The organism is Sphingomonas sp. (genome assembly GCF_013816785.1).
In the GTDB taxonomy this organism is placed as follows: domain Bacteria; phylum Pseudomonadota; class Alphaproteobacteria; order Sphingomonadales; family Sphingomonadaceae; genus Sphingomicrobium.
The window spans coordinates 1-21,592 of record NZ_JACDDV010000030.1; the positions used below are offsets into that span (position 1 = coordinate 1).

20 protein-coding genes, 1 pseudogene and 1 riboswitch are annotated in these 21,592 nt (G+C 65.3%); of the genes and pseudogenes, 16 read left to right on the top strand and 5 right to left on the bottom strand.

The features are described 5' to 3' along the window. The 5 genes and pseudogenes from H0W65_RS07635 to H0W65_RS07655 all read left to right on the top strand — a co-directional run. Nucleotides 1-289 (top strand): annotated as a pseudogene (locus H0W65_RS07635) (hypothetical protein); the annotation flags it as partial. A 63-nt stretch (nt 290-352) separates the two neighbouring features. Beyond that, on the top strand, nt 353-1,261 hold the full coding sequence (locus H0W65_RS07640; protein ID WP_294006084.1) for a sulfite exporter TauE/SafE family protein: 909 nt from the start codon (nt 353-355) through the stop codon (nt 1,259-1,261). Next, entirely contained in the window at nt 1,258-2,028 is a 771-nt protein-coding gene (locus H0W65_RS07645; protein WP_294006085.1) for a TIGR02186 family protein, read from the top strand. The genes H0W65_RS07640 and H0W65_RS07645 overlap by 4 nt, the downstream gene beginning before the upstream one ends. Before the next feature lie 103 nt (nt 2,029-2,131). Continuing rightward, on the top strand, nt 2,132-3,775 hold the full coding sequence (locus tag H0W65_RS07650) for a DUF87 domain-containing protein (RefSeq protein ID WP_294006131.1): 1,644 nt from the start codon (nt 2,132-2,134) through the stop codon (nt 3,773-3,775). A 262-nt stretch (nt 3,776-4,037) separates the two neighbouring features. Next, the gene (locus H0W65_RS07655) at nt 4,038-4,748 is read left to right on the top strand and encodes an arginase family protein (RefSeq protein WP_294006087.1); all 711 of its coding nucleotides are present in this window, start codon (nt 4,038-4,040) and stop codon (nt 4,746-4,748) included. A gap of 4 nt (nt 4,749-4,752) precedes the next feature. Here H0W65_RS07655 and H0W65_RS07660 read toward each other — a convergent pair whose 3' ends face one another. Continuing rightward, on the bottom strand, nt 4,753-6,183 hold the full coding sequence (locus H0W65_RS07660; RefSeq protein ID WP_294006089.1) for a M23 family metallopeptidase: 1,431 nt from the start codon (nt 6,181-6,183) through the stop codon (nt 4,753-4,755). Nucleotides 6,184-6,330: 147 nt separating this feature from the next. Between H0W65_RS07660 and H0W65_RS07665 the strand changes: the two genes are divergently transcribed. The 11 genes from H0W65_RS07665 (at nt 6,331) to H0W65_RS07715 (ending at nt 18,956) form a co-directional block, all read left to right on the top strand. Beyond that, the gene (locus tag H0W65_RS07665) at nt 6,331-8,892 is read left to right on the top strand and encodes a helicase-related protein (protein WP_294006091.1); all 2,562 of its coding nucleotides are present in this window, start codon (nt 6,331-6,333) and stop codon (nt 8,890-8,892) included. A gap of 7 nt (nt 8,893-8,899) precedes the next feature. After that, nucleotides 8,900-9,166 (top strand): S4 domain-containing protein, encoded by a 267-nt coding sequence (locus H0W65_RS07670; protein ID WP_294006093.1) that lies wholly within the window; start codon nt 8,900-8,902, stop codon nt 9,164-9,166. A gap of 32 nt (nt 9,167-9,198) precedes the next feature. Next, entirely contained in the window at nt 9,199-9,537 is a 339-nt protein-coding gene (gene fdxA / locus H0W65_RS07675; protein WP_294006095.1) for a ferredoxin FdxA, read from the top strand. An 80-nt stretch (nt 9,538-9,617) separates the two neighbouring features. Then, nucleotides 9,618-10,454, top strand: coding sequence for a MipA/OmpV family protein (locus tag H0W65_RS07680; RefSeq protein WP_294006097.1), 837 nt, complete (start codon nt 9,618-9,620; stop codon nt 10,452-10,454). Between the two features lie 145 nt (nt 10,455-10,599). Further along, nucleotides 10,600-11,127: an EF-hand domain-containing protein gene (locus H0W65_RS07685; RefSeq protein ID WP_294006099.1), complete on the top strand. Its 528-nt coding sequence runs from the start codon at nt 10,600-10,602 to the stop codon at nt 11,125-11,127. Nucleotides 11,128-11,154: 27 nt separating this feature from the next. Continuing rightward, nucleotides 11,155-11,295, top strand: a riboswitch (TPP riboswitch). A 30-nt stretch (nt 11,296-11,325) separates the two neighbouring features. After that, nucleotides 11,326-13,263 carry a phosphomethylpyrimidine synthase ThiC gene (gene thiC / locus H0W65_RS07690; RefSeq protein ID WP_294006101.1) on the top strand — a complete coding sequence of 646 codons (1,938 nt, stop codon included), beginning with the start codon at nt 11,326-11,328 and terminating at the stop codon, nt 13,261-13,263. Continuing rightward, entirely contained in the window at nt 13,260-13,679 is a 420-nt protein-coding gene (locus H0W65_RS07695; RefSeq protein WP_294006103.1) for a GFA family protein, read from the top strand. The genes thiC and H0W65_RS07695 overlap by 4 nt, the downstream gene beginning before the upstream one ends. Before the next feature lie 336 nt (nt 13,680-14,015). After that, the gene (locus H0W65_RS07700) at nt 14,016-16,052 is read left to right on the top strand and encodes an alkaline phosphatase D family protein (protein WP_294006105.1); all 2,037 of its coding nucleotides are present in this window, start codon (nt 14,016-14,018) and stop codon (nt 16,050-16,052) included. 162 nt (nt 16,053-16,214) lie between these two features. Continuing rightward, nucleotides 16,215-16,700, top strand: a complete 486-nt coding sequence (locus H0W65_RS07705) for a nuclear transport factor 2 family protein (RefSeq protein ID WP_294006107.1) — start codon at nt 16,215-16,217, stop codon at nt 16,698-16,700. A gap of 417 nt (nt 16,701-17,117) precedes the next feature. Continuing rightward, on the top strand, nt 17,118-18,134 hold the full coding sequence (rhuM, locus tag H0W65_RS07710) for a RhuM family protein (protein ID WP_294006109.1): 1,017 nt from the start codon (nt 17,118-17,120) through the stop codon (nt 18,132-18,134). A gap of 285 nt (nt 18,135-18,419) precedes the next feature. Next, the gene (locus H0W65_RS07715) at nt 18,420-18,956 is read left to right on the top strand and encodes a hypothetical protein (RefSeq protein WP_294006111.1); all 537 of its coding nucleotides are present in this window, start codon (nt 18,420-18,422) and stop codon (nt 18,954-18,956) included. Between the two features lie 93 nt (nt 18,957-19,049). Here H0W65_RS07715 and H0W65_RS07720 read toward each other — a convergent pair whose 3' ends face one another. The 4 genes from H0W65_RS07720 to H0W65_RS07735 all read right to left on the bottom strand — a co-directional run bounded on the left by H0W65_RS07720 (nt 19,050) and on the right by H0W65_RS07735 (nt 21,552). Beyond that, nucleotides 19,050-19,676, bottom strand: coding sequence for a glycoside hydrolase family 25 protein (locus tag H0W65_RS07720; protein ID WP_294006113.1), 627 nt, complete (start codon nt 19,674-19,676; stop codon nt 19,050-19,052). A gap of 74 nt (nt 19,677-19,750) precedes the next feature. Further along, nucleotides 19,751-20,206 carry a YaiI/YqxD family protein gene (locus H0W65_RS07725; protein WP_294006114.1) on the bottom strand — a complete coding sequence of 152 codons (456 nt, stop codon included), beginning with the start codon at nt 20,204-20,206 and terminating at the stop codon, nt 19,751-19,753. Between the two features lie 79 nt (nt 20,207-20,285). Further along, nucleotides 20,286-21,287 carry a hypothetical protein gene (locus H0W65_RS07730; protein WP_294006116.1) on the bottom strand — a complete coding sequence of 334 codons (1,002 nt, stop codon included), beginning with the start codon at nt 21,285-21,287 and terminating at the stop codon, nt 20,286-20,288. Nucleotides 21,288-21,423: 136 nt separating this feature from the next. Continuing rightward, complete coding sequence (locus tag H0W65_RS07735) at nt 21,424-21,552, bottom strand: hypothetical protein (RefSeq protein ID WP_294006118.1); 129 nt, start codon at nt 21,550-21,552, stop codon at nt 21,424-21,426. Between the last annotated feature and the right edge of the window lie 40 nt (nt 21,553-21,592).

Genomic DNA, 21,592 nt, shown 5'->3' on the forward strand with positions numbered 1-21,592 from the left:
GCGCAGCTCCCTCGACGCCTATCTTCAAACCGGCCTGGTCGGCGCCAGGAGCCGCGATTGGTTCGTCGACGGATCGGCCGCCTTCTCGCGCCCGGTGTGGCGCAATGTCTCCGCCGGCGTTGGCATTTGGGGCGGTGCCCAGCCGGGACTCGCCCGGATCGACGCCGGCCCGCGCGTGTCGATGCGCGTCGGCGGCAAGATGCGCGTCCATGTCGACTATCGCGCCAAACTCGCCGGCAATGCCGAGCCCGGATCGGGCGGTGTCGTCACGCTGGCCGGGGATTTCTAGCCCGAAAGCCCCCGCCTGCCTTGGTTTTGACGCGCTTTTGCGGCTAGCGTCCGCGCCGAAGCCATGGATGTCTACCTCCCCATCGCCGGACAATCGGTCAACGCGCTGCTGATCGTCGCGCTTGGCGGCCTGGTAGGCGTGCTGTCGGGGATGTTCGGGGTCGGCGGCGGCTTCCTCACCACCCCGCTGCTGATCTTCTACGGCATCCCGCCGACGGTCGCGGTCGCTTCGGCCACCACCCAGATCACCGGAGCATCGGTATCCGGCGTCTATGCCCATATGCGTCGGGGCGGGGTCGATTTGAAAATGGGCGGGGTGATGGTCGCCGGCGGCGCCGTCGGCAGCCTGGTCGGCGCCGGCCTGTTCCGCCTGCTCCAGGCGTCGGGCCAGATCGACCTGGTCATCGGCTTTCTCTACGTCGTCCTGCTGGGCGGGATCGGCGGGTTGATGCTCAAGGACGCGCTGGTCGCACTTGGCTGGATCAAGCTTCCGCAAGCCACCGAGCGGCCGCGCCACAATCGCTGGGTCGCCAGCCTGCCGGGCCGCTGGCGCTTCTATGCTTCCGGCCTCTATCTCTCGCCAATCGCCCCGCTCGCGCTGGGCTTCCTTGCCGGGATGATGACCGTGCTGCTCGGCGTCGGCGGCGGCTTCATCCTCGTGCCGGCGATGATCTACATTCTCGGCATGGCCGCCCGCGTCGTCGTCGGCACCAGCCTGGTGATGATCCTTGCGGTCAGCGCGGTGACCACCATGGTCCACGCGATGACTACCCAGGCGGTCGATATCGTCCTCGCCGGACTGCTGCTGATCGGCGGCGTGATCGGCGCTCAATATGGCGCGTTGCTGGCGACCCGATTGAAGCCCGACCTGCTGCGTCTAGCGCTGGCCGGCATCATCCTGCTTGTCGCGCTGCGCATGCTGCTCGGCCTCGCTTGGCGTCCGGACGAGATTTTCTCGATCGAATATCTGTGAGGCGAGCGCTTTGCCTCGCCGCGCTCGCGCCGCTGTTGATGGCCCAGGCGGGGCCTGCTTCCCAGCCGGTGCTGGTCCCCGACATTTCCGCTCGCTCGGTCGAGATCCGCTACAGCTTCTCGGGTGCGCAGTTGCTGCTGTTCGGCGCCATCCTTTACCCGGGCGGCCGGACCCCCAGCCACCCGGCCAACGTCATCGTCGTTTTGAAGGGACCGGTCGAACCGATCCTGGTGCGCCAGAAGCAAAAGATCGCCGGCATTTGGATGAACGCCGATTCAAACCGCTTCCGCTCGGCGCCGAGCTACTACGCCGTCGCGTCGTCCGCCCCGGTCCGCGATCTGGTCGATGAGCGCACCGCGGCGATCTACGAGCTCGGCCTGCAGGACCTGCAGCTGTCGCCCGGAGGCGGCGCGCTGCCCGACAAGGAACGGCGTTTTGAATCCGGACTGCTCGCCCTTCGCGCCCGCAAGGGGCTGTACGCCGAAAGCCCCAACGGCGTCGAAATCAGCCAGGGCGTGCTCTACCGCGCACGGATCGCCATCCCCAGCCAGGTCCCGGTCGGCACCTACACCGCCGAGACCTTTCTCGTCGCCGACGGCAAGGTGATCGCCGCCGCCACGCGCGAGATCGAAATCGACAAGTCGGGGTTCGAGCGCTTCGTCGCGCTCGCCGCGCGGCGCCACGGCTTCCTCTACGGCCTCGCTGCGGTGATCCTCTCGCTTGGTCTGGGATGGGCTGCAGCGATGGCCTTCAGGCGCCGTTTCTAAGCTTATTTTAACTTGCCTTCGCTAACCCGGCACCAACCAAGTTTCGCAACAAGGGTGGCGTAGCATGAACGATCAACCGAGCTTGAAGCAGTTCCTCGACGAGATGAGCAGCTACAGCGATTCAACCGCGGCTGGCGACAACACGGCCCGGTCCGCCGCGCCGCCAATCGGTCAGGTACTCGAAATCGCCGGTTCGGGTTCGCGCGTGGTGATGGATGCGGCTCGCCTCAACGAGCTGCAGGACCATCCCGATGCGTCGATCGCGATGTCGGGCCAGGTCGGCAGTCAGGTAAAAATGAAGGTCGCGGGCAGCTGGCTGGTCGCCAACGTCCGCACGCTGCGCGCCGGGGACGAGGGCGGCACGGTCATCGCCAACGTCGATTTCCTCGGCGAAGGCCAGCAAAATTCGAGCGGCGCCATGACCGGCTTCCGCCGCGGCGTGACCCGCTACCCGATCCCCGGCGCGATGGTGCTGCCGGTTTCGACCGACGACATGCGCGCGATCTTCGCTGCCGACGACAGCCCGCACGTTGAAATCGGCACCGTCTACCCGACCGAGGATATTCGCGGCACGCTATACGTTGATCCGATGCTGTCGAAACATTTTGCCATTCTGGGATCGACCGGCACCGGCAAGTCGACCGCGGTCGCGCTGATCCTCCACCGGATTTCGCTGCTGTCGCCCGAAGGCCATATCGTCATGATCGACCCGCACGGCGAATATTCGGCGGCGTTCAAAAGCTGCGGCGAATTGTTCAACGTCGACAATTTGCAATTGCCCTACTGGCTGCTCAATTTCGAGGAACATTGCGAGGTGCTGCTGACGACCCAGGGGGCCGAGCGGCAGCGCGACGCCGACATTCTCGCCAAGATCCTGCTCGCCGCTCGCACCAAGGGCAAGAATGTCGAACAATATGGCAAGGTTACGGTCGATTCGCCGATCCCCTATCTGTTGACCGACTTGAACCAGATTCTGGTCGGCGAAATGGGCAAGCTCGACCGCGCCGGCGACACCACGCCCTACCAGCGGCTGAAGAACAAGCTCGACGAAATCCGCGCCGACCCGCGCTACAATTTCATGTTCTCCGGCATGCTGGTCAGTGACACGATGGGCAGCTTCATCGCCAAACTGTTCCGCCTGCCGAGCCACGGCCGGCCGATCTCGATCGTCGATGTGTCGGGCGTGCCGAGCGAAGTCACGTCGGTGGTCGTCTCCGTGCTCGCGCGAATGGTGTTCGACTATGCCATCTGGTCGCGGACCGAGGCGCAGCGCCCGCTGCTTCTGGTCTGCGAAGAAGCCCATCGATACGTCCCCAAGGACGAGACATCGGGCGGCCAGGCGGTGCGCAAGATCTTGGAACGCATCGCCAAGGAAGGCCGTAAATATGGCGTCTCCCTTGGCCTCATCACCCAACGCCCGTCCGACCTCGCCGAGGGCGTGCTGTCGCAGTGCGGCACGATCATCTCGATGCGGTTGAACAACGACCGAGATCAGGCCTGCGTTCGCGCCGCCATGCCAGAGGGCGCGCGCGGTTTCCTCGACGCGATACCCGCGCTTCGCAACCGCGAGTGCATCGTTTGCGGCGAAGGCGTTGCGATCCCCATTCGAGTGCGCTTCGACGACCTCGAGCCCGAAAAGCGCCCCGCCTCGTCGGACCCCAGCTTCGCCGCCTCATGGCGCGAAACCGGGGACGAAGAAGGCATCATCCAGCGTACCGTAAGGCGTTGGCGAGGCCACGGGCGCTAAGCCATTCACGGCGGCTTTCAACCACAAGGCTTCGTTGCTAGTAAGCCGCGTGGTCCGCCCGATTACACTCATCCTCGCACCGTCCAATCTCGGCCTTCGCCCCCTCCGGCCTGGCCATATTCCTGGCACTTGGCGAGCCCCTGAAGCGCTTGTCGAAGCCGGCCTCGAGCGCTTGCTCAGCCCGGTTTCAGTCATCGAACTTCCGCGGCCGCCCTATAGCCCCGACCCGCAGCCCGGCACGAGGCTTCGCAACGGGCCCGAAATGCGACGCTTCAATCTCGCACTAGCCGACCACGTCGCCACAGCCGTCGCTAGGAACCAGTTCGCCTTTGTGGTCGGCGGCGATTGCTCCATCCTTTTAGGTGCGCTGGCCGGCGCGCGCCGCGACCGCGAACTGAGCCTGGCCCACATCGATGGACACAGCGATTTCCGACACCCGGGCAATTATGACCCGCAGTCAATGCTCGGCGCTGTCGCGGGCATGGATTTGGCGCTGGCGACGGGCCGCGGCGAGGCAATTATGGCCGAATGGCCCGAAATCGAGTCTCCACTCGTTCGGGAGTCCCGGGTTATCCAGATTGGGGAGCGCGAGTGCCGTGATCCCGACTTCGCCACGCCCGACGTCAATGAAACCCGGATCACCCGTATCGACATATTCGCCGCGCAAGAGGAAGGAATTGAGCGAACCATCGCGCGCACCAATGCGATCCTGGATGGCGCCGGACTGAGCTTTTGGGTCCATCTCGATGTCGATGTTCTTGATCAGCGCGACATGCCCGCAGTCGACTCGCCCGGAAGCCCCGGGCTCGATCCTGCCCATCTCGTCGCTCTGTTGCGTGGGCTTCTGGCTGACCAGCGCGCGCTCGGCTTGACCTTGACCGTGTTCGATCCCGATTTGGATCCGGATGGCTGCTATGCGCGGCTCATCGTCGACATCGTCCGGGGCGCAGTGCAGCCGCTTCGCGGCAGTTGACGCCTCAAGCCTTCTTGACGCCGACCGAGAGCAGCTGACGCAGCCGTGCACGAAACGCCTCCAATTGGGCTCCTTCGAGCAGCGCCCTGCTCGCGAACCGGACCGATAGCGGATTGACCGCCACCCCGCCGCGATAGACTTCGTAGTGGAGGTGCGGCCCGGTCGACAGGCCGCTTGACCCGATATAGCCGAGCAATTGCCCTTGGCGCACGATCGTCCCCGGCGCGACGACGATCCGGCTCATGTGGCTGTAGCTTGTGCCGATGCCGCCGATGTGGCCGAGGCGGACCTGTTGGCCATAGCCACCGGACCAGCCGGCGCGCATAACCTGGCCGTCGGCGGCGGCGACGATCGGCGATCCGTAATGCGCGCCAAAATCGATGCCCTTGTGCATTCGGGCGAAGCGCAGGATCGGGTGGACGCGAAGCCCGAAGCCCGACGTGATCGGCGCATGAACCGGCCAGGCCATGGTCGACACCTGCCGCCCCGCGCCCTCGGCATCGACCCAGTCGGTCCGGCCGCCGATCGTCCATTTCATCAGCTTGACGTCGCTCGCCCCGGCGCGCTCGATCGCGGCGTAGAGCAAGGGCCCTTCCTCGCTCTCGCCGGTCGCCGCGCGGCGGTTGGCGATGATCAGGTCGAATCGGTCGTCTGGACCGATCTGGCCGCCGACATCGATATGGGCGTTGAGTGCTCGGAGATAATCGCCGGCTGTCGGCGCCGAGACGCCCGATGCCCGCAGCGCCCAGTAAAGCCCGTCGCCAACGCGGCCGCGCACCCTGAGCGGGCTGGTGTCGATCGCGATCCGGCTGGTGCTGACGCTCAGTCCGCCGGCGCCGCCGGTAACTGCGATGTTGATATCGAGGCCGGCGCGCAGCGCAATCCGCTCGACTGGCCGTACCCCGCCTGGGCTCCGCCGCCCAAGCCGGATCGACACGCTGGTCCCCGGCGCGATGCCGGAGGGTGCCGCCGACTGGATCAGCCGCGCCGCTTGCCCCGCCTCGGCGTAAGACACGCCCGAGCGAACCAGCAACTGCGCGATGCCGTCGCCCGCGCCCATCCGTGCGAACAGTTCGATCGTCGGTCGGTCGGGAGCCTGCGAAAGCGGCTCGACCAGCTCGGTCGCCGCCATCCGTCCGCCGGTCTTCGATCCTGCCGACAAGGGCGCGATGGCGATGTCGCGAAACTGCTCGGCCTCGGCCTGACCGACCCGTTCGACATTGGCTGCGGGCAGCGGCTCGAACGGCGTAGGCGCAAGCAAACCGACGCCGGCGCACAGCAGGCCGAGCGTCGCCGACCCGCGCCACCAGCGCGCCGACAGCACTTCCTCGCCCAGATCGACGACCAGGTCGAAGTCGCGCCAGCGCGGCCGGCGGCGGCCGAACGCAACCGGTGCAGCGATTGCCGCTCCGCTCGTTCGCCATTGCGCCCGCATGTCCAGCAAAGTTCAAGCCCCGAAGGAAGAGTTCGCCCCGCGCGACTCCTCGCCCGGTTGCCATACTCATGGTTAAAACAGGTTAATGTCAAATAAACATGAGCTTGACCGCTTGCACTTCGCCGTGGCCGTGCCAGATTGAAGCGCATGTCCGCCCCTCGCGACGGCCTCGTTCGGGCCATTCTCGGTCCGACCAACACCGGCAAGACCCACTTGGCGATCGAGCGGATGTGCGCGCACTCGTCGGGCGTCATCGGCTTCCCGCTGCGTCTCCTCGCCCGCGAAGTCTACGACCGCGTCGTGACGATGAAAGGCGCCACGCAAGTTGCGCTGATCACCGGCGAGGAGCGGATCGTTCCCCAGCATGCCCGCTATTTCCTGACCACGGCCGAATCGATGCCCGTGCAGCGCGAGGGCGAGGAGGGCCGCGATTTCGCCTTTGCCGCGATTGACGAGGCGCAGCTTGGCATCGATCCCGAGCGCGGCCACGTCTTCACCGACCGCATGCTCCGCGCCCGCGGTCGAGAGGAGACGCTGATCCTCGGGTCCGGGACGCTGAAGCCGCTCATCCGCCAGTTGCTGCCCGAGGCCGAAATCGTCAGCCGCCCGCGCTTTTCGACCCTACGCTATTCGGGCGCGGTGAAGTTGTCGCGCCTGCCGCCGCGCTCGGCAATCGTCGCCTTTTCGGGCGAGCAGGTTTACGCGCTGGCCGAGATGCTGCGCCGCTTCAAGGGCGGCGCGGCGGTGGTCATGGGCGCGCTGTCGCCCGCCACCCGCAACGCCCAGGTCGGCATGTTCCAGCGCGGCGAGGTCGATTATCTGGTGGCCACCGATGCGATCGGCATGGGGCTCAACATGGACGTCACTCATGTCGCCTTCGCCGGCCTGGAGAAATTCGACGGCCGCCGCGACCGCCGCCTGACGATTGCCGAAATGGCGCAGATCGCGGGGCGTGCCGGGCGTCACCAGAAGGACGGTAGCTTCGGCACGCTGGGCCTTGGCGGCGAGACTGGTCCGCGGTTCAGCGACGAGGAAATCAACGCGATCGAGGAGCATCGCTTCCGCCCGCTCGATCATCTCTACTGGCGCAGCGCCGACCTCGATTTCACCACGGTCACCGATTTGATCCGCAGCCTGGAAGCGCGCAGCGACGATCCGCTGCTCCGCCCTGCCCCCCTGGCGATCGATCTCGCGGTGTTGAAACTGATCGCCGAAGATCCGGCCATCGCCGCCACGCGCGGCGCCCGGGCGCGCAAGCTGTGGGCGGTGTGCGGCCTGCCCGATTTCCGCAAGGTCGGCCCGATGCACCATGCGCGCATGGTCCGCCGCCTCTACAGCTACATCGGCGAGAGCGGGCATATCCCGCACGAATGGTTCGCCGCCGAAGTCGCCCGGCTCGAAAACGTCGCCGGTGACATCGAGGCGCTGGCCGATCGCCTCGCGGGCATCCGCAGCTGGGCCTATATCGCCCAGCGCCCCGACTGGCTCGCCGATCCCGCCAAATGGGCCGAGCGGACGCGGAGCGTCGAGGGGCGACTGTCCGACGCGCTCCACGAGCGGCTGACCCAGCGCTTCGTCGACCGTCGCACCGCTGTCCTGGTCCGCGACATTGGCGCGCACGGTGCCGACGCCCTTCCCGTGACCGTCGCCGCCGACGGCGAGGTCAGCGTCGGTCCCGAGCCGATTGGGCATCTCGCCGGGTTCGAGTTCAAGGTCGATCCCTCCGCACGACTGTCCGACAAGCGCCTGCTGCTTGCCGCCGCCGAGCGCCGCCTCGGCGACGAGCTCGACCGCCGCGCCGCCGCGCTGTGCGAGGCGCCCGACGCCGACTTCCGCCTGGTCGAAGATGACGAAAACGGCCCATCAGCAAATGGTCCTGGTTTTCGCCATGGCGGCCTTGGCATCGCCTGGGACGGCCACATCCTCGCCCGGCTCGCCCCCGGCCGCTCATTGCTCGAGCCCGCGGTCCGCACCGCGCGCGCTCTCGATCGCCTGTCGGCCCATCGGCGTGCCCGGCTGCGCGCCCGGCTCGAACGCTGGGTCGACGGCCAGGTCGTGCGCCACCTCCCCGCCCTCAAATCGCTCGCGGTCACCGCCGCCGACGCCAAGGTCAGCCCTGGCATCCGGGCGCTGGCGGCAATGATGGTCGACGCCGGGGGCATGATCCCGCGCCGGACCATTGCCGCGCAGATCAGCGCGCTCGACAAGGCCGACCGCCACGCGCTCCACCGCCTCCGCATCCGGCTCGGTGCGCTCGACGTCTATGTCCAGTCGTTGCTCAAGCCTGCCGCCCAGCAGTGGCGCGCCGCGCTGCTCGCCATCCGTGCGGGCCTCGCCATGCCGCGCCTGCCCAAGCCTTCGGCCGCGACCCTCGACGGCGGCGCCGACCCGCGCGGCGCTATGCTCGCCTTCCGCCGCCTCGGCGCGACCTGGCTCCGCGTCGATCTCGCCGACCGGCTCGCCACCCACGCCCACCACGTCCGCGCGCATCACGCCGCATCGGCCGAGCGGCCCGATCCGGTTGATCGCGCGCTGGTCACCAGCCTCGGCCTCGACGATGAGGTGATCCGCCGGCTGATGGCCGAGGTCGGCTTCGTCGCGGTCGGCACTGCGTGGAAGTGGCGTGGGCAGCGCCGGCATGCTCCGTCCGCGGTGCCAGCACACCGTCCCGGCAACGCCTTCGCTGCGCTGGCGGGGCTCAAGCGTTAACGCGGCGATGCGCCTCGACCGTTACCTTTACTGCATCCGTTTGGTCAAAAGCCGCACTCTGGCACAGGCACTGATTGAACAAGGCCACGTCCGCCTTGACGGCCGCCGCGCCGCCAAGCCGAGCGAGGAAATCAAAATCGGCAGCATCATTGCGCTTCCCTTGCGTGGCGAAGTTCGCGTCATCCGCGTCACCACCCTCGCCGCTCGCCGCGGTCCACCCGCCGAAGCTCGCCTCGCCTATGAGGAGATTGACGCGAACCGCCCCGCGACTTAGCGACTAGTCAACCAAGGGAGCTTCGATCCGCCATGACCTACGTCGTCACCGACGCCTGCATCAAATGCAAATATATGGATTGCGTCGAAGTCTGTCCGGTCGATTGTTTCTACGAAGGCGAGAATATGCTCGTCATCAATCCCAACGAATGCATCGACTGCGGCGTATGCGAGCCCGAATGCCCGGCCGAAGCGATCCTGCCCGACACCGAGAACGGCCTCGAAAAATGGCTCGAGCTCAACACTACCTTCTCGGCGCAATGGCCCAACCTCACCCGCAAGAAGGACTCGCCGGCCGATGCCGACGAGCACAAGGGCGAGGAGGGCAAATACGACAAATATTTCTCGGCCGATCCGGGCGGGGGCGACTGACGCGAACGCCGGTCGGGAACTTGTGCGCGGTCCGGGCGCTGACCGTCGGCAATAGGGGCCAAGAATCAGGGGATGTCATCATGTTGAAGACTTTGACCGCCGCCGCCGCGCTGCTCGCCGCCGCGCCCGCGCTGGCCCAGTCCGACAGCGGGGCGCTGCCCGATCCCAATGATCAGTCGGACACGGTGACGATCGCCGCCGGCGGCGCCTATCTCCCAGATTATGAGGGATCGGATGATTATCGCTTCATCCCCGCCGCCGCGGTCCGCGCCCGGGTCGGCGGCATCAGCATTTTTACCCGCGCCACCTATCTCTACGTCGATTTCATTCCGCGCGGAGCGGGAAAGCTCGAATTCGACGCCGGCCCGATCGTCGGGGTGAGGCTCAACCGCACCGGCAAGATCAAAGACGATTTTGTCGATCGGCTGCCCGAACGCGACAAGGCGATCGAGGTCGGCGGGTTCGTTGGCGTCACCTATCATGGCCTGACCAATCCCTATGACGCGCTCAGCGTCCGGCTTGATGTGGTCAAGGCTGTCGCCGGGGCGCACAAATCGACCATCTTCAGTCCGACGATCGACTTCGGCACGCCGTTGTCGCGCACCACCTATGTCGGCCTGTCGCTCAGCGCCGACTGGGTCGGCGGTGGTTATGCCGACTATTATTACAGCATTTCGCCATCGGATTCGCTCGCCAGCGGCCTCCCAGTCTACAACGCGGACGGCGGCTTTAAGGACTGGAAAATCGGCCTGCTCGCCAATCAGTCGGTGACCGGCGATTTGACCCACGGCCTGTCGCTGTTCGGCACCGCCAGCTATTCGCATCTGTCGGGCGATTTCAAACGCTCGCCGATCGTCGACGATCGCGGCAGCGCCTCGCAATGGCTCGTCGCCGCGGGCCTCGCCTACACTTTCTGAAACTGCCTCGACCGAGCGCGCGGCGCGCAAGCCGGTGGCATTTCCCGGCAATCGGCCCTGCGCCATGCCGTTCAGTTTGCCGCAATCCTAACCTGCCGATAAACCCCGACGCCCGGTCGCCCGTTAGGTGCCGTAACAGGAGAAAATGATGATCCGCCACCTGGCTTTCGCCGCCGCCCTAACCCTCGCCCCGGCTGCCGCAGCCGCCGCGCAGGGAGCCGCTCCGGCCAACGCCCCCGCGACGCCGGTTACCAGGGCCCAGCTCAATGCCCGCCTCGAGGCCGACTATACCAATCTCGACTCCAACAAGGACGGCAAGGTCGGCGCCGACGAGATCAAGGCGCGACTGAAGAAAGGCGCCGAGACCGAGCTTGCCACGCTTTCCAAGGAACGCGATGCAACCTTCGCCAGCCTTGACGCCAACAAGGACGGGTCGATCAGCCGCGTCGAATTCAACGCCAAGGCGGAGTTGCCCAAGATCGGCGAGCCCGACGCCGCCCCGGTCCTCGCCCGGTTCGACGGCAACAAGGACGGACAGATCACCAGGGACGAGTTCCGCGGCCCGACGCTGGCCAATTTCGACAAGCTCGATGCCGACAAGGACGGCACGCTGTCGTTGAACGAACAGTCCGCCGCCCGGAAGGCCCAGCAGACCCCGGCGATCCGCCGCTAGACGGCGGCGCCGGCCGCGCCTAAACGAAAGCATCCCCGGGGAGGCCGCTCCGGGTCCCATCAAAATTTGCTTTGATGGGGCTCTGGTCTGAGAGGCAGGAACAGCACCCTGCGACCCGCCGAACCTGATCCCGGTCAAACGGGCGTAGGGAGGGAGCGCGGGTTTCCTCGCCATCCCTCTCCTCTGGAGACGATAACGATGGCCGACGTTCCTGCGCGCACCGAATTGAGAGTCACCACCGGCCCGATCCGCGGCTCCCGGAAAATTCACGTTGGGCCGCTCGGCGTAGCCATGCGCGCGGTCGACCTCGAGCCGTCCTCGGGCGAACCGCCGCTCAACCTCTACGACACCAGCGGCCCTTACACCGACCCGCAAGCGCGCATCGACATCATGGCCGGCCTGCCAGAAGTGCGTCGCGACTGGATCCGCAGTCGCGGCGATGTCGAGGAAGTGTCCGCGAGAGAATCCCGCCCTGAAGACAACGGCCAGCTCGGCCCCGACCGGTCGGGCGGCGTCGCCCCCTTCCCCAACGTCCGCCGCCGCGTGCTCCGCGCCAGGCCCGGCGCCAACGTGTCGCAAATGCACTACGCCCGCCGCGGCATCATCACAGCGGAAATGGAATATGTCGCGATCCGCGAGAACATCGGCCGCGAGATGCTGCGCGACCATGTGCGGGACGGCGAGGATTTCGGCGCCGCCATACCCGACCATGTCACCCCCGAATTCGTTCGGGATGAAGTGGCAAGGGGCCGCGCGATCATCCCCAACAACATCAACCACCCCGAGAGCGAGCCGATGGCGATCGGCCGCAACTTCCTCGTCAAGATCAACGCCAACATCGGCAATTCGGCGGTCGCGTCCGACGTCGCCGCCGAAGTCGACAAGATGGTCTGGTCGATCCGCTGGGGCGCCGACACCGTCATGGACCTCAGCACCGGCCGCAACATCCACGACACCCGCGAATGGATCATCCGCAACTCGCCCGTCCCGATCGGCACCGTCCCGATCTATCAGGCGCTGGAGAAGGTCGGCGGCGTCGCCGAGGATCTGACCTGGGAAGTCTACCGCGACACGCTGATCGAACAGGCCGAGCAGGGCGTCGATTATTTCACCATCCACGCCGGCGTCCGCCTCCCCTATGTGCCGATGACCGCCAAGCGAGTCACCGGCATCGTCAGCCGCGGCGGCTCGATCATGGCCAAATGGTGCCTCGCCCACCACCGCGAAAGTTTCCTTTACGAGCGGTTCGACGAGATCAGCGAGATTATGAAGGCCTATGACATCGCCTACAGCCTTGGCGACGGCCTCCGCCCCGGAAGCATCGCCGACGCCAATGACGAAGCCCAGTTCGCCGAGCTCTACACGCTGGGCGAGCTGACCAAACGCGCCTGGGCGCAGGACGTCCAGGTGATGATCGAAGGCCCCGGCCATGTGCCGATGCACAAGATCAAGGAGAATATGGACAAGCAGCTCGAAGCGTGCGGCGAGGCGCCCTTCTACACCTTGGGGCCGCTGACCACCGACATCGCGCCCGGCTACGACCACATCACCAGCGGCATCGGCGCGGCGATGATCGGTTGGTATGGCACGGCCATGCTTTGTTACGTCACGCCTAAGGAGCACCTCGGCCTCCCCGACCGCGACGACGTCAAGGTCGGCGTCGTCACCTACAAGCTGGCCGCCCACGCCGCCGACTTGGCGAAAGGCCACCCCGCCGCCAGGCTGCGCGACGACGCACTCAGCCGCGCCCGCTTCGACTTCCGCTGGCGCGACCAGTTCAACTTGAGCTTGGACCCCGACACCGCCGAGCAATATCACGACCAAACCCTCCCCGCCGAAGGCGCCAAGACCGCCCACTTCTGCTCAATGTGCGGCCCCAAATTCTGCTCGATGAAGATCAGCGCCGAGGTGCGGGAGTTTGCGCGCCTGAACCCCTCTCCCCTTGAGGGAGAGACCGGATCGGACCATCTGGGGGATGGTCCGCTTCCGGGCGCTGGAGGGACCCAAGGCGGCAGCCTTGGGAGGGTGAGGGGGAGCGATCCCGTCACCGAAGAAGAAGCCGAAGCCGGCATGGCCAAGATGAGCGAGCGCTACCGCGAGAAAGGCAGCGAACTATATCTCCCGGCCGCCGAGTGAGCGGCGATTCGGCCGAGGGCGGCTGCCTGTGCGGAGCGATCCGCTACCGCGTCACCGGCGATCCGGTCGCCGCGACCCTGTGCCATTGCGGCTCGTGCCGGCGGGCGAGCGGCGGCACCAACGTCGCCTGGGCGGTGTTCGATAAATCCCAGTTCGAGTGGCTGTCGGCCGGACCCAAAGCCTACTCCTCCTCGCCCGGCATCGATTGGCTGTCCTGCCCGATCTGCGGCAGCCTCGTCGGCTACCGCCGCGCCTCCCGCCCGGACCATATGGACATCACGACGAGCACCCTCGACGACCCCGACCGCTATCCGCCCACGGTCGAAATCTGGCTCGAACAGAAAATCGGCTGGGAAACCCTCCACCCCGATCTGCCCAACCGCCAACAAAGCAGCCTCAACGACGCGCAAGCCTAACCCCTCTCCCCTCGAGGGAGAAGGTCGCCTGCAGCATGCAGGCCGGGAGAGGGGAAGCAACATACGCCCGAAAACCGCATCCTAGAGCTCCGCCTCTACAACGAGCAGCGCAGCCTATCCGGGGGACAGGTGAGCAGCGCAGTGAAATCCCGGCACCAGCCCCGCCTTCGCCGCCGCATCTGCTCAATGTGCGGCCATAATTCCGCTCAATGAAAGATCAGCCGAGAGGTCAGGAGTGACTGGCGTCAAGTGGGATCGCCGCCGGTCGTTAGCAGCCTTGGGGCGCCGGACTGTCGATTAGCCGATGAGATTATGGAAATGGCCGTTAGCTTCCGCATGATGAAACTCACACGTCGCCAATTCTCCGCAATGGCGGGGGCGTTGGGCGCGTCCCTCGCTTACCCCGCCAACGCCAGGCCGTGCCTCCGCTGGCGTGAGCAGCGCGACGCCTACCCGCAGGGTGTCGCGTCGGGCGATCCCGACCCCACGAGCGTAATCCTCTGGACAAGGCGGGCCCCAGAGGCGGGAATTAGCGCCTATCGCCTTGCCGTCGAAGTCGCGGCTGACCCGGACTTCAAGACCCTGGTTGCCCGCGGATCGACCACGGTCGACGCCGGCACCGACTGGACCTGCCGCTTCCTTGCCGTCGGCCTAGAGCCCGCGCGCGAATATTGGTACCGCTTCACGGATCAGCGCGGCGCAGGGAGCCGGATCGGTCGCACGCTCACCGCTCCGGCGGAGGCAGACAACCGCCCGTTTCGCTTCGCCTTCGTCAGCTGCCAGGACGTGACGCAGGGCGCGTGCAACGCCTACCGGCGAATGATCTACGAAGATGAGCGGCGATCGGCGGACGACAGGCTCGCCTTCGTCCTGCACCTCGGCGACTTTTTTTACGAGATAGTCTGGTACCCCGAAGAATCGCCGGGCGCCCAGCGACGCGGCAGGCGCTTGCGCGATATCATCCGCTATCGGGACGGGGAGAAAGTCCGCGACTTCCACGTGCCCAAGACGCTGGCCGACTACCGTACTGCTTACCGCGCCTATCTGACCGATCCGGACTTGCAGGATGCCAGGGCGCGCTGGCCGTTCGTTCCCGTCTGGGACAATCACGAATTCTCCTGGCAGGGTTGGCAGAGCCAGCAGGTGTTCGGGGACGAGGTGCGCCCCGCACAGGACAAGAAAGTCGCCGCCAACCAAGCCTGGTTCGAATATCAGCCTGCCCGCGTCGTGCAGGCTGCCGGGACCAGGATCGACCGCTTCTACCCGCCCAAGGTCGCCGAGGCCGCCATCAAGAAATTCGATCGGCTGGGTCTGGGGCTCGAGCCGAACAATCTCGCGGCGATCCGCAGCTTGCAAATTCAGCGGACGCTTCGTTGGGGCGCGAACGCCGACCTGATCCTGACCGACAATCATTCCTACGCCAGCCCGCCGCCCGACCAATCGGCCATCACCCCCAAGGATTTCCCCTGGATGGTACCCGAGGAAGCGGCCGAAATTCTGGATGGCGGAAGGGATTATGCCGGGGGTCGCCCCCCGGCCACGATCCGGCTCGGTGACAAGGGTGTGCCGAATACGGCCAGGGAAGCGCCGCGTCAGTCCTATCTCGGGGCCGATCAGAAGGCCTGGTTCATTGACCAGCTGCGCTCCTCGCGCAAGCCGTGGAAACTGTGGGGCCACTCGGTCGGTACGCTGCGCTGGCGAACCGACATGGACAACCTGCCCGAAAATCTCAAGGCGCAATGGCCGGGGGGCTACGCGTCGTTCAACGGCGGCTTCGATATCGAGCATGCCGAGCTTGCCGATGTTGTGCAACGCGAAGGCATCACCGGCCTCGCGATCGTCGCTGGCGACAAGCACAGCTTCTGGGCCGGGCTATTCTCCAAGCATTTGCCGCCTCGCCCGTTCGAACCGCTCGCGGTCGAGTTCATCACCGGCTCCATTTCGGCGCAGGGGCTTGCCGAAGTGGCCGAACATATCATCTCCAAAACGCATCCCCTTCGCCCGCTTTATATCCATGACGGCGCCCAGGGTCCGGACGGGCATGCGCTCAACATGACGCTGCGCCACGGTGTGCGATCGTCTCTGGAGCTTCAAAAGACTGGCGACGCTGAGGCGGCCAGGAAACTCAGCAATCCCGAGGTGGCGCCGCATCTCGCCTTCGCCGACCTCGGCGGTCATGGCTACGCGACGGTGCATGTCGGCCCGACGATGCTCGAGACCGAATTCATCTGCATTCCCCGCCCCCTGGAGCCATCGGCGGCGGCCGACGGCGGGCCGCTCCTCTATCGTCTCAGGCACCGCGTGCCGCTGTGGCAGGCAGGCGAGCGGCCACGGCTCGAACAGCAATTGCTGGAGGGCAAGCTGCCGATCTAGCGCCGCAAGCGGCGGCCGTTCATCGTCGCTTGGCGCTGGCGGGCCGCGCAATTGACTCCCGCTGAGATAAGGCCGACGCCAGCGCCGCTGGCGGCCCTAGGGGGAAATCTGTCCCGCCGGCCTGTCAGTCCCTCTGCGTTTCTCACAGCGGAGGATGCACATATGTCGAAATTGACAAATTGGTCCCGCGGCGGCGGCGCCGGAACGATCGCCCTGTTGATGATGGTCGGGACCCCGGTTCAGGCCGCCGACAACCCGCAGGTCTCGGCCGAGGTCATGGCCTTGGCGCGTGCCCAATGGGCATCCGAAATTGCCGGCGAGTCGATGGCTCAGCAGAATGTGACGCTGGCCGACGATTATACCGAGTTCAACGGCGACTTCCCGACGCTGCTGGTCGGCAAGACGATTTCGACCCGCATGGGGGAGGTGACGCCGTACGACAAGGCGATGTACTCCGACATGCAGAACGGCCGGGTCCAGACCTATGGCGATACCGCGATCCTCACCTATAATTTCGCCGGTCTGCGCCGCGGCGCGGACGGCAAGGTCATTCCCTCGCTCGCCAAATCTTCGCGGGTTTACGTCAAGCAGGGCGGCAAGTGGATGCTGGTCCACGCCAACTTCGCCCCCGTGGCGGCCGGCCACTAGGCGGCGGGGAGGGCCGCGCCACCTTGGTGCGGCCTCGTCGAAATCGCGACATACAGAACGCCGCTCTGGCAGGCGGCGAGCGGCCACGGCTAAACAGCAACTGGTGTGGGCAAGCCGCCTGATCTAGCGCCGTAAGCGTCCAACCTTCGAAATCTGCGGCATATGTAGCAATGCACGTACGGTCCCCAGTAGGCCCTTCCTTGCACTACGAAACGGCGCTGCCTTTATCGCAAGCTTGAAATGCACAAAGTGTTGTGGCGCGAAATTCATCGCCGCGTTCGTGACGGCAGTTTGGGCTTTTGTGGTATGCGCCGGGACGAGTTCCCGCCAGTCGCGCACTAGGGCATGCTACTGGCAGCGAGCAGCATAAGCTGCTAGGATTCGTTCCCCTTACGTTCGACTCGCATTGGAGTGCCGATGTCCTACCTCGAACCGGTTCATCTTCAAGAGGATGAAACTACTGGAGCACGCTTTCTCATCTACGGATCGGATAAGGGCCCGCACGTAGAAATTCATTACGATGGCGATCAATTATGGATGACCCAAGCGCAGATCGCAGACCTTTATGGGCGCAGCGTTTCGGTCGTATCCCGGCACATTAGCAGCATCTTAGAGGAAGGAGAGCTGGACGAGAGCAATTTGCATAAAATGCAAATTGCTTCCTCCACGAAACCCGTCACAGTTTACAATTTGGATATGGTGATATCGGTTGGTTATCGAGCATCCTCCAAACAGGCGACACTCTTCCGACGGTGGGCGACCGACAAGCTAGTTCAATTCGCGACTAAAGGCTTTGTGATCGACGCTCCTAGGCTAAAGAGTCCTGACAATCGCGACAGGGTCAAAGAGCTTCGAGACACCATCCGCGACATTCGATCGGACGAAGCCAACGTTTATCGAGAGCTTAGATCGATTTGCGCCATGTGCCAGGATTACGACGGTCCTTCGGAGGCTTGGCACGAATTTTATCGAATTACGCAAGCGAAGCTAATTTTCGCCGTATGCTCGAATACGCCAGCTGAGTTGCTAAAAACCCGCGCCGATGCCAAAGAGCCCAGCATGGGTCTTAGGACTTGGCCTAACGAGAACATCCGCAAAGCCGATGTCACTACCTCCAAGAACTATCTCGCCGAACGTGAGGTGGAGGAATTAAACCGCCTCACCACTATCCTCTTAGATATCTTCGAAGATCAACTAGATATTGGCCGACTCAAATTGATGGCTGAAGCGAGCGCGCTTTTGGATCAACAGCTCGCGCATCTTGGCCGGAGCGTTTTGCGCGGCGGCGGACGCGTAAAAATGGCGGCCGCAAAGGTGCATGCCGAAACGGAACATGAAAAATATAAGGCCAAACAAGCCAAACTCCGCCACGCGGACGCGGATAAAATAATTGCTGAGATTAAGCGGGCAGGAAAGGCACTACCGGGGAAGTAGCCCATTACTCACACATCGCGCTCTTCGGCCTTGGGCTCGCTGTCCTGCCAGCTTCGCCCAGCGTCGTGCAGAAAGCGTCAGACTCGCGAACGTTCATTGTGGGAGCAGCCTGTGGCGACAAGACGTCCAGATCAATGTCCAGCTTAAAGACCTAATTACGGTCGGTTGTATCTCGATCTGCAAGGCAGTTGTCTAGGTGATCGCGTAGAGAGGCGGCGGCACGGACTAACCCGGCGATTGCGAAAATCCTGTCCTATTTGGCAGAAATTTGCTTCATCCTGATCGATGAGCAAGCATCAGCGGCCCGACCTCGACAACTATGTGCCCGTCGAGCTTCGCCATCGCCAGGACGGCTGGACCCCGGCGCGGCAGGTGGATTTCCTTCTCGCTTTGTCCGAAACCGCCTGTGTCGATGAGGCGTGCCGCGCGGTCGGCATGTCGCCCAGCTCGGCCTATGCACTGCGCCGGCGGATCGAGGCGGCGTCGTTTCGCGCGGCGTGGGATATGGCGCTCGACTATGGCGTATCGCGGCTCGCCGACGCGGCGCTGTCGCGCGCGATCAACGGGGTGGCGCGGCCGGTGTTCTACAAGGGCGAGCTGATCGGCGAGCGGCGCTATTATGACGAGCGGCTGACCATGTTCCTGCTGCGGCTGAGGGATCCGGTGCGCTTCGGCGCGTGGCGCGACCGCACGCCGTTCGAGCAGGACGCGGATGCCCACGCCAAACTCGCTGAGCGTAGCGTCGAAGCCGCCGAACGCGAGGCAGCGCTCAACGCGTGCCAGCACATCGGATTTGACGATCCCGACGGTGACGTAGCGTGAACTTCCTCCACTTCCGTGAACCGCTTGCCATTGTTGCCGACCACCGCCTCGCTTGCGTTGCCACATTCCGGCTTGGCCGCTGCCGGTCGCCCTTCAGGGGGCGGCTTCCCACAACCTCCTCAACTGTGCTTCGGTGCCGTTGAACTTGTCGCGATCGCACCTGCCGATACCCTTGACGACATGGGGCTGCGGGCCGACGGCGCCATCGGTATATTGCCACATTGTCCAGGTCTGCCAGTTTGGCGGAACAACCGCCGTGGGCCCGTATTGGGCGATCCACAGCCAGCTTTTCGCGAGCACCGCGTCGGCTCCCGCGCCAAGCTGTTCCTTCAGATAATGGCCCGCGTAAAGACCCGGCCATTGACCGGTCTGCTCGAATATGTGGGTGTTGAATGCCCTCGCCTCCTCAAGCGACATCGACGGCCCCGACGGGTTCGGCTCGAAGTCGAGCACCAGCAGCGTGTCGGTCGGATCGCCCACGGCATTGAGGAAATGGACGGCCTGCTTCACCCCATCGGAGCCAGTCGCGAAGTGATAAGCGCCCCACAGCAGGCCGGCGGCCCGAGCCCGAGCGCGATTCGTCCGGTACATCGGATCGATGTTGGTTTGCCCCTGAGATGCCTTGTGGATGACGCCCAGGATGCCGTCGGCTTTCGCCTTGACGAAATCGAGACGAGTGCCGTTATGGTGCGAAATGTCGATCACAGCATTTATCGCCATGGCCACTCTCCTTGGCGCATGCGATTCGGCAGGTCTTTTTACGCTAGTTTAATGGCGCGGGCTAGCGCTCGACCTCAGCCACGCGCCAGCCGCACCAGCGCCTCGTCCAACGCCTGCAAGAAGCGCGACCGATCCGCCTTGGCGAACGGCGCCGGGCCGCCGACCACATCGCCGCCCGCACGCAAATCGGCCATGATCGCCCGAGTCGCGATCGCGCCGCCGATCGAAGCTACGGTGAACGGCTTGCCGTTATGGCCGATGACCGTCGCGCCGGCCTTCAGACAGCGGTCGGCGAGCAAGATGTCGCCGGTGATCACCACCGTCTTCGCGTCCGCCTGCTCCGCGATCCAGTCGTCGGCGGCATCGAACGCATCCGATACCACCATCCGCTCGATCAGCGGATGATCGGGCACGCGCATCCTCATGTTGCTGACCACCGTGACCGCGACCCCGCGCCGCCACGCCACCTTGTAGATTTCGTCTTTCACCGGACACGCGTCGGCGTCGACCAGGATACGGATCGGGTTCATCGCCTTGCCTTGCCACGCGACGCAAAAGCGCCGCCGCGCGGGGGGCGGGCGGCGGCGCTGTCGCTGGGTCGAGCCGGGGTCAGGACTGGAAAGCCCGGTCCTTGTTCGGCGATCCCGATGACTCGCGGCCGAGCATGAAGGCGGCATCGCGGTGAGTCAGCGTGGTCGGAGCCGGCTCGCTTGCCGGGGCGACGGTCGTCGATTCGACCTCGTCCTGCCGATCGCGCTGGTCGAAGAAGCTGGCTCGGCGCAGGCGGTTCTTCAACGACAGCGAAGGATTGTCGGGGGTTGGGCCGCGATATGCCGCCTGAACGTGCGGGCCGAAGCGCGAAATGTCGAAGCCGTTCGGCAGAATTGTCGCAGACGCGGCGGCGGCTTCCGGGGCCATCGCGCGCGCCGGAACCGGGTCGTGGAGCGGAACGGCGGTGCGGACGAACGCGGGCTCGACCGCAGCCTCAGGCATCGCCGGCTCTGCAGCAGGCTCGTCCCACTGCGCGTCCTGTTCGACCAGTTCGTCCTCGTCACGGCGGCGTCTGCGGCGACGCAGTGCGATGCCCGCACCGGCAAGGGCGAGAAGGCCAAGACCGGCTGCGCCGGCGATCGGCAGCGTGTCATTGTTCAATGGGCTTTGGTTGCCGGCGACCGGCTGGGTTGCCGGCGGCGCAGCCGGAGTTGGCATCGGCGCGGCTTGGGGCTGGACGGCGATCGGCGCGACGGCAGGCGCTTCGGCGATCGCAACCGCCGGGGCCGATGTCTGCGGAGCGGCGGGCGCGACACTAAGCGCTCGGGCGGGGGGCCGCGTCGTCGTCGTGCGTGTCGTCCGAGCGGTGCGCGTCGTCCGCGTGGCGGCCTTTGCCGGAGCTGCCTTGGCCACGGTTGGAGCGGCATCAGCCGGAGCCGTCTCGGTTGTGGTGGTGGCCGGCGCAAGCGGATCGGGAGCGGCCGGATCGGGCGTCTGGACGACCGTGTCGAGTGTCGTCGGCTGCGCCGTGTCCTGTGCGAGCGATGGGTGAGCGGAAATGGCGAGGACCGCGGCAATCGCGGTCATGGCCAGACGGGTCGGTGGGTTATGGTGGGTCATGCCAGGTCAACCCGTCGCACGCGTCCGCGGGTGCGCCGTTTCCGACGAGCGGGCCGGGGGCAAGGATGAACCGAATTCCGGCTTCCGGCCGAAAATTGAGGCTTTCCCGCGGATCTGCGGCGCCAGGCTTAGCGGTTTATTTTTTGAAATTCTCGAGCCCGCGAACGACGCCTTCCTTGGTCGACGGGTTGGCGGCGTTGGTCTTTTTCTTTTCCGCCTTGGGTTTGCGGGCTTCCTTGTTCGACTTCTTCTGACTCTTGGCCATGGTCGGTCCTTCCTGCTGAGCGTGATGCCGGACATGTCCT

Coding starts and splice junctions, on each gene's coding strand:
- H0W65_RS07640 (WP_294006084.1), top strand. CDS start 353: ATGGATGTCTACCTCCCCATCGCCGGACAATCGGTCAACGCGCTGCTG.
- H0W65_RS07725 (WP_294006114.1), bottom strand. CDS start 20,206: ATGAACCCGATCCGTATCCTGGTCGACGCCGACGCGTGTCCGGTGAAA.
- thiC (WP_294006101.1), top strand. CDS start 11,326: ATGGCCGACGTTCCTGCGCGCACCGAATTGAGAGTCACCACCGGCCCG.
- H0W65_RS07705 (WP_294006107.1), top strand. CDS start 16,215: ATGTCGAAATTGACAAATTGGTCCCGCGGCGGCGGCGCCGGAACGATC.
- H0W65_RS07655 (WP_294006087.1), top strand. CDS start 4,038: ATGCGACGCTTCAATCTCGCACTAGCCGACCACGTCGCCACAGCCGTC.
- H0W65_RS07670 (WP_294006093.1), top strand. CDS start 8,900: ATGCGCCTCGACCGTTACCTTTACTGCATCCGTTTGGTCAAAAGCCGC.
- H0W65_RS07700 (WP_294006105.1), top strand. CDS start 14,016: ATGATGAAACTCACACGTCGCCAATTCTCCGCAATGGCGGGGGCGTTG.
- H0W65_RS07715 (WP_294006111.1), top strand. CDS start 18,420: ATGAGCAAGCATCAGCGGCCCGACCTCGACAACTATGTGCCCGTCGAG.
- rhuM (WP_294006109.1), top strand. CDS start 17,118: ATGTCCTACCTCGAACCGGTTCATCTTCAAGAGGATGAAACTACTGGA.
- H0W65_RS07735 (WP_294006118.1), bottom strand. CDS start 21,552: ATGGCCAAGAGTCAGAAGAAGTCGAACAAGGAAGCCCGCAAACCCAAG.
- fdxA (WP_294006095.1), top strand. CDS start 9,199: ATGACCTACGTCGTCACCGACGCCTGCATCAAATGCAAATATATGGAT.
- H0W65_RS07720 (WP_294006113.1), bottom strand. CDS start 19,676: ATGGCGATAAATGCTGTGATCGACATTTCGCACCATAACGGCACTCGT.
- H0W65_RS07660 (WP_294006089.1), bottom strand. CDS start 6,183: ATGCGGGCGCAATGGCGAACGAGCGGAGCGGCAATCGCTGCACCGGTT.
- H0W65_RS07680 (WP_294006097.1), top strand. CDS start 9,618: ATGTTGAAGACTTTGACCGCCGCCGCCGCGCTGCTCGCCGCCGCGCCC.
- H0W65_RS07730 (WP_294006116.1), bottom strand. CDS start 21,287: ATGACCCACCATAACCCACCGACCCGTCTGGCCATGACCGCGATTGCC.
- H0W65_RS07685 (WP_294006099.1), top strand. CDS start 10,600: ATGATGATCCGCCACCTGGCTTTCGCCGCCGCCCTAACCCTCGCCCCG.
- H0W65_RS07650 (WP_294006131.1), top strand. CDS start 2,132: ATGAGCAGCTACAGCGATTCAACCGCGGCTGGCGACAACACGGCCCGG.
- H0W65_RS07665 (WP_294006091.1), top strand. CDS start 6,331: ATGTCCGCCCCTCGCGACGGCCTCGTTCGGGCCATTCTCGGTCCGACC.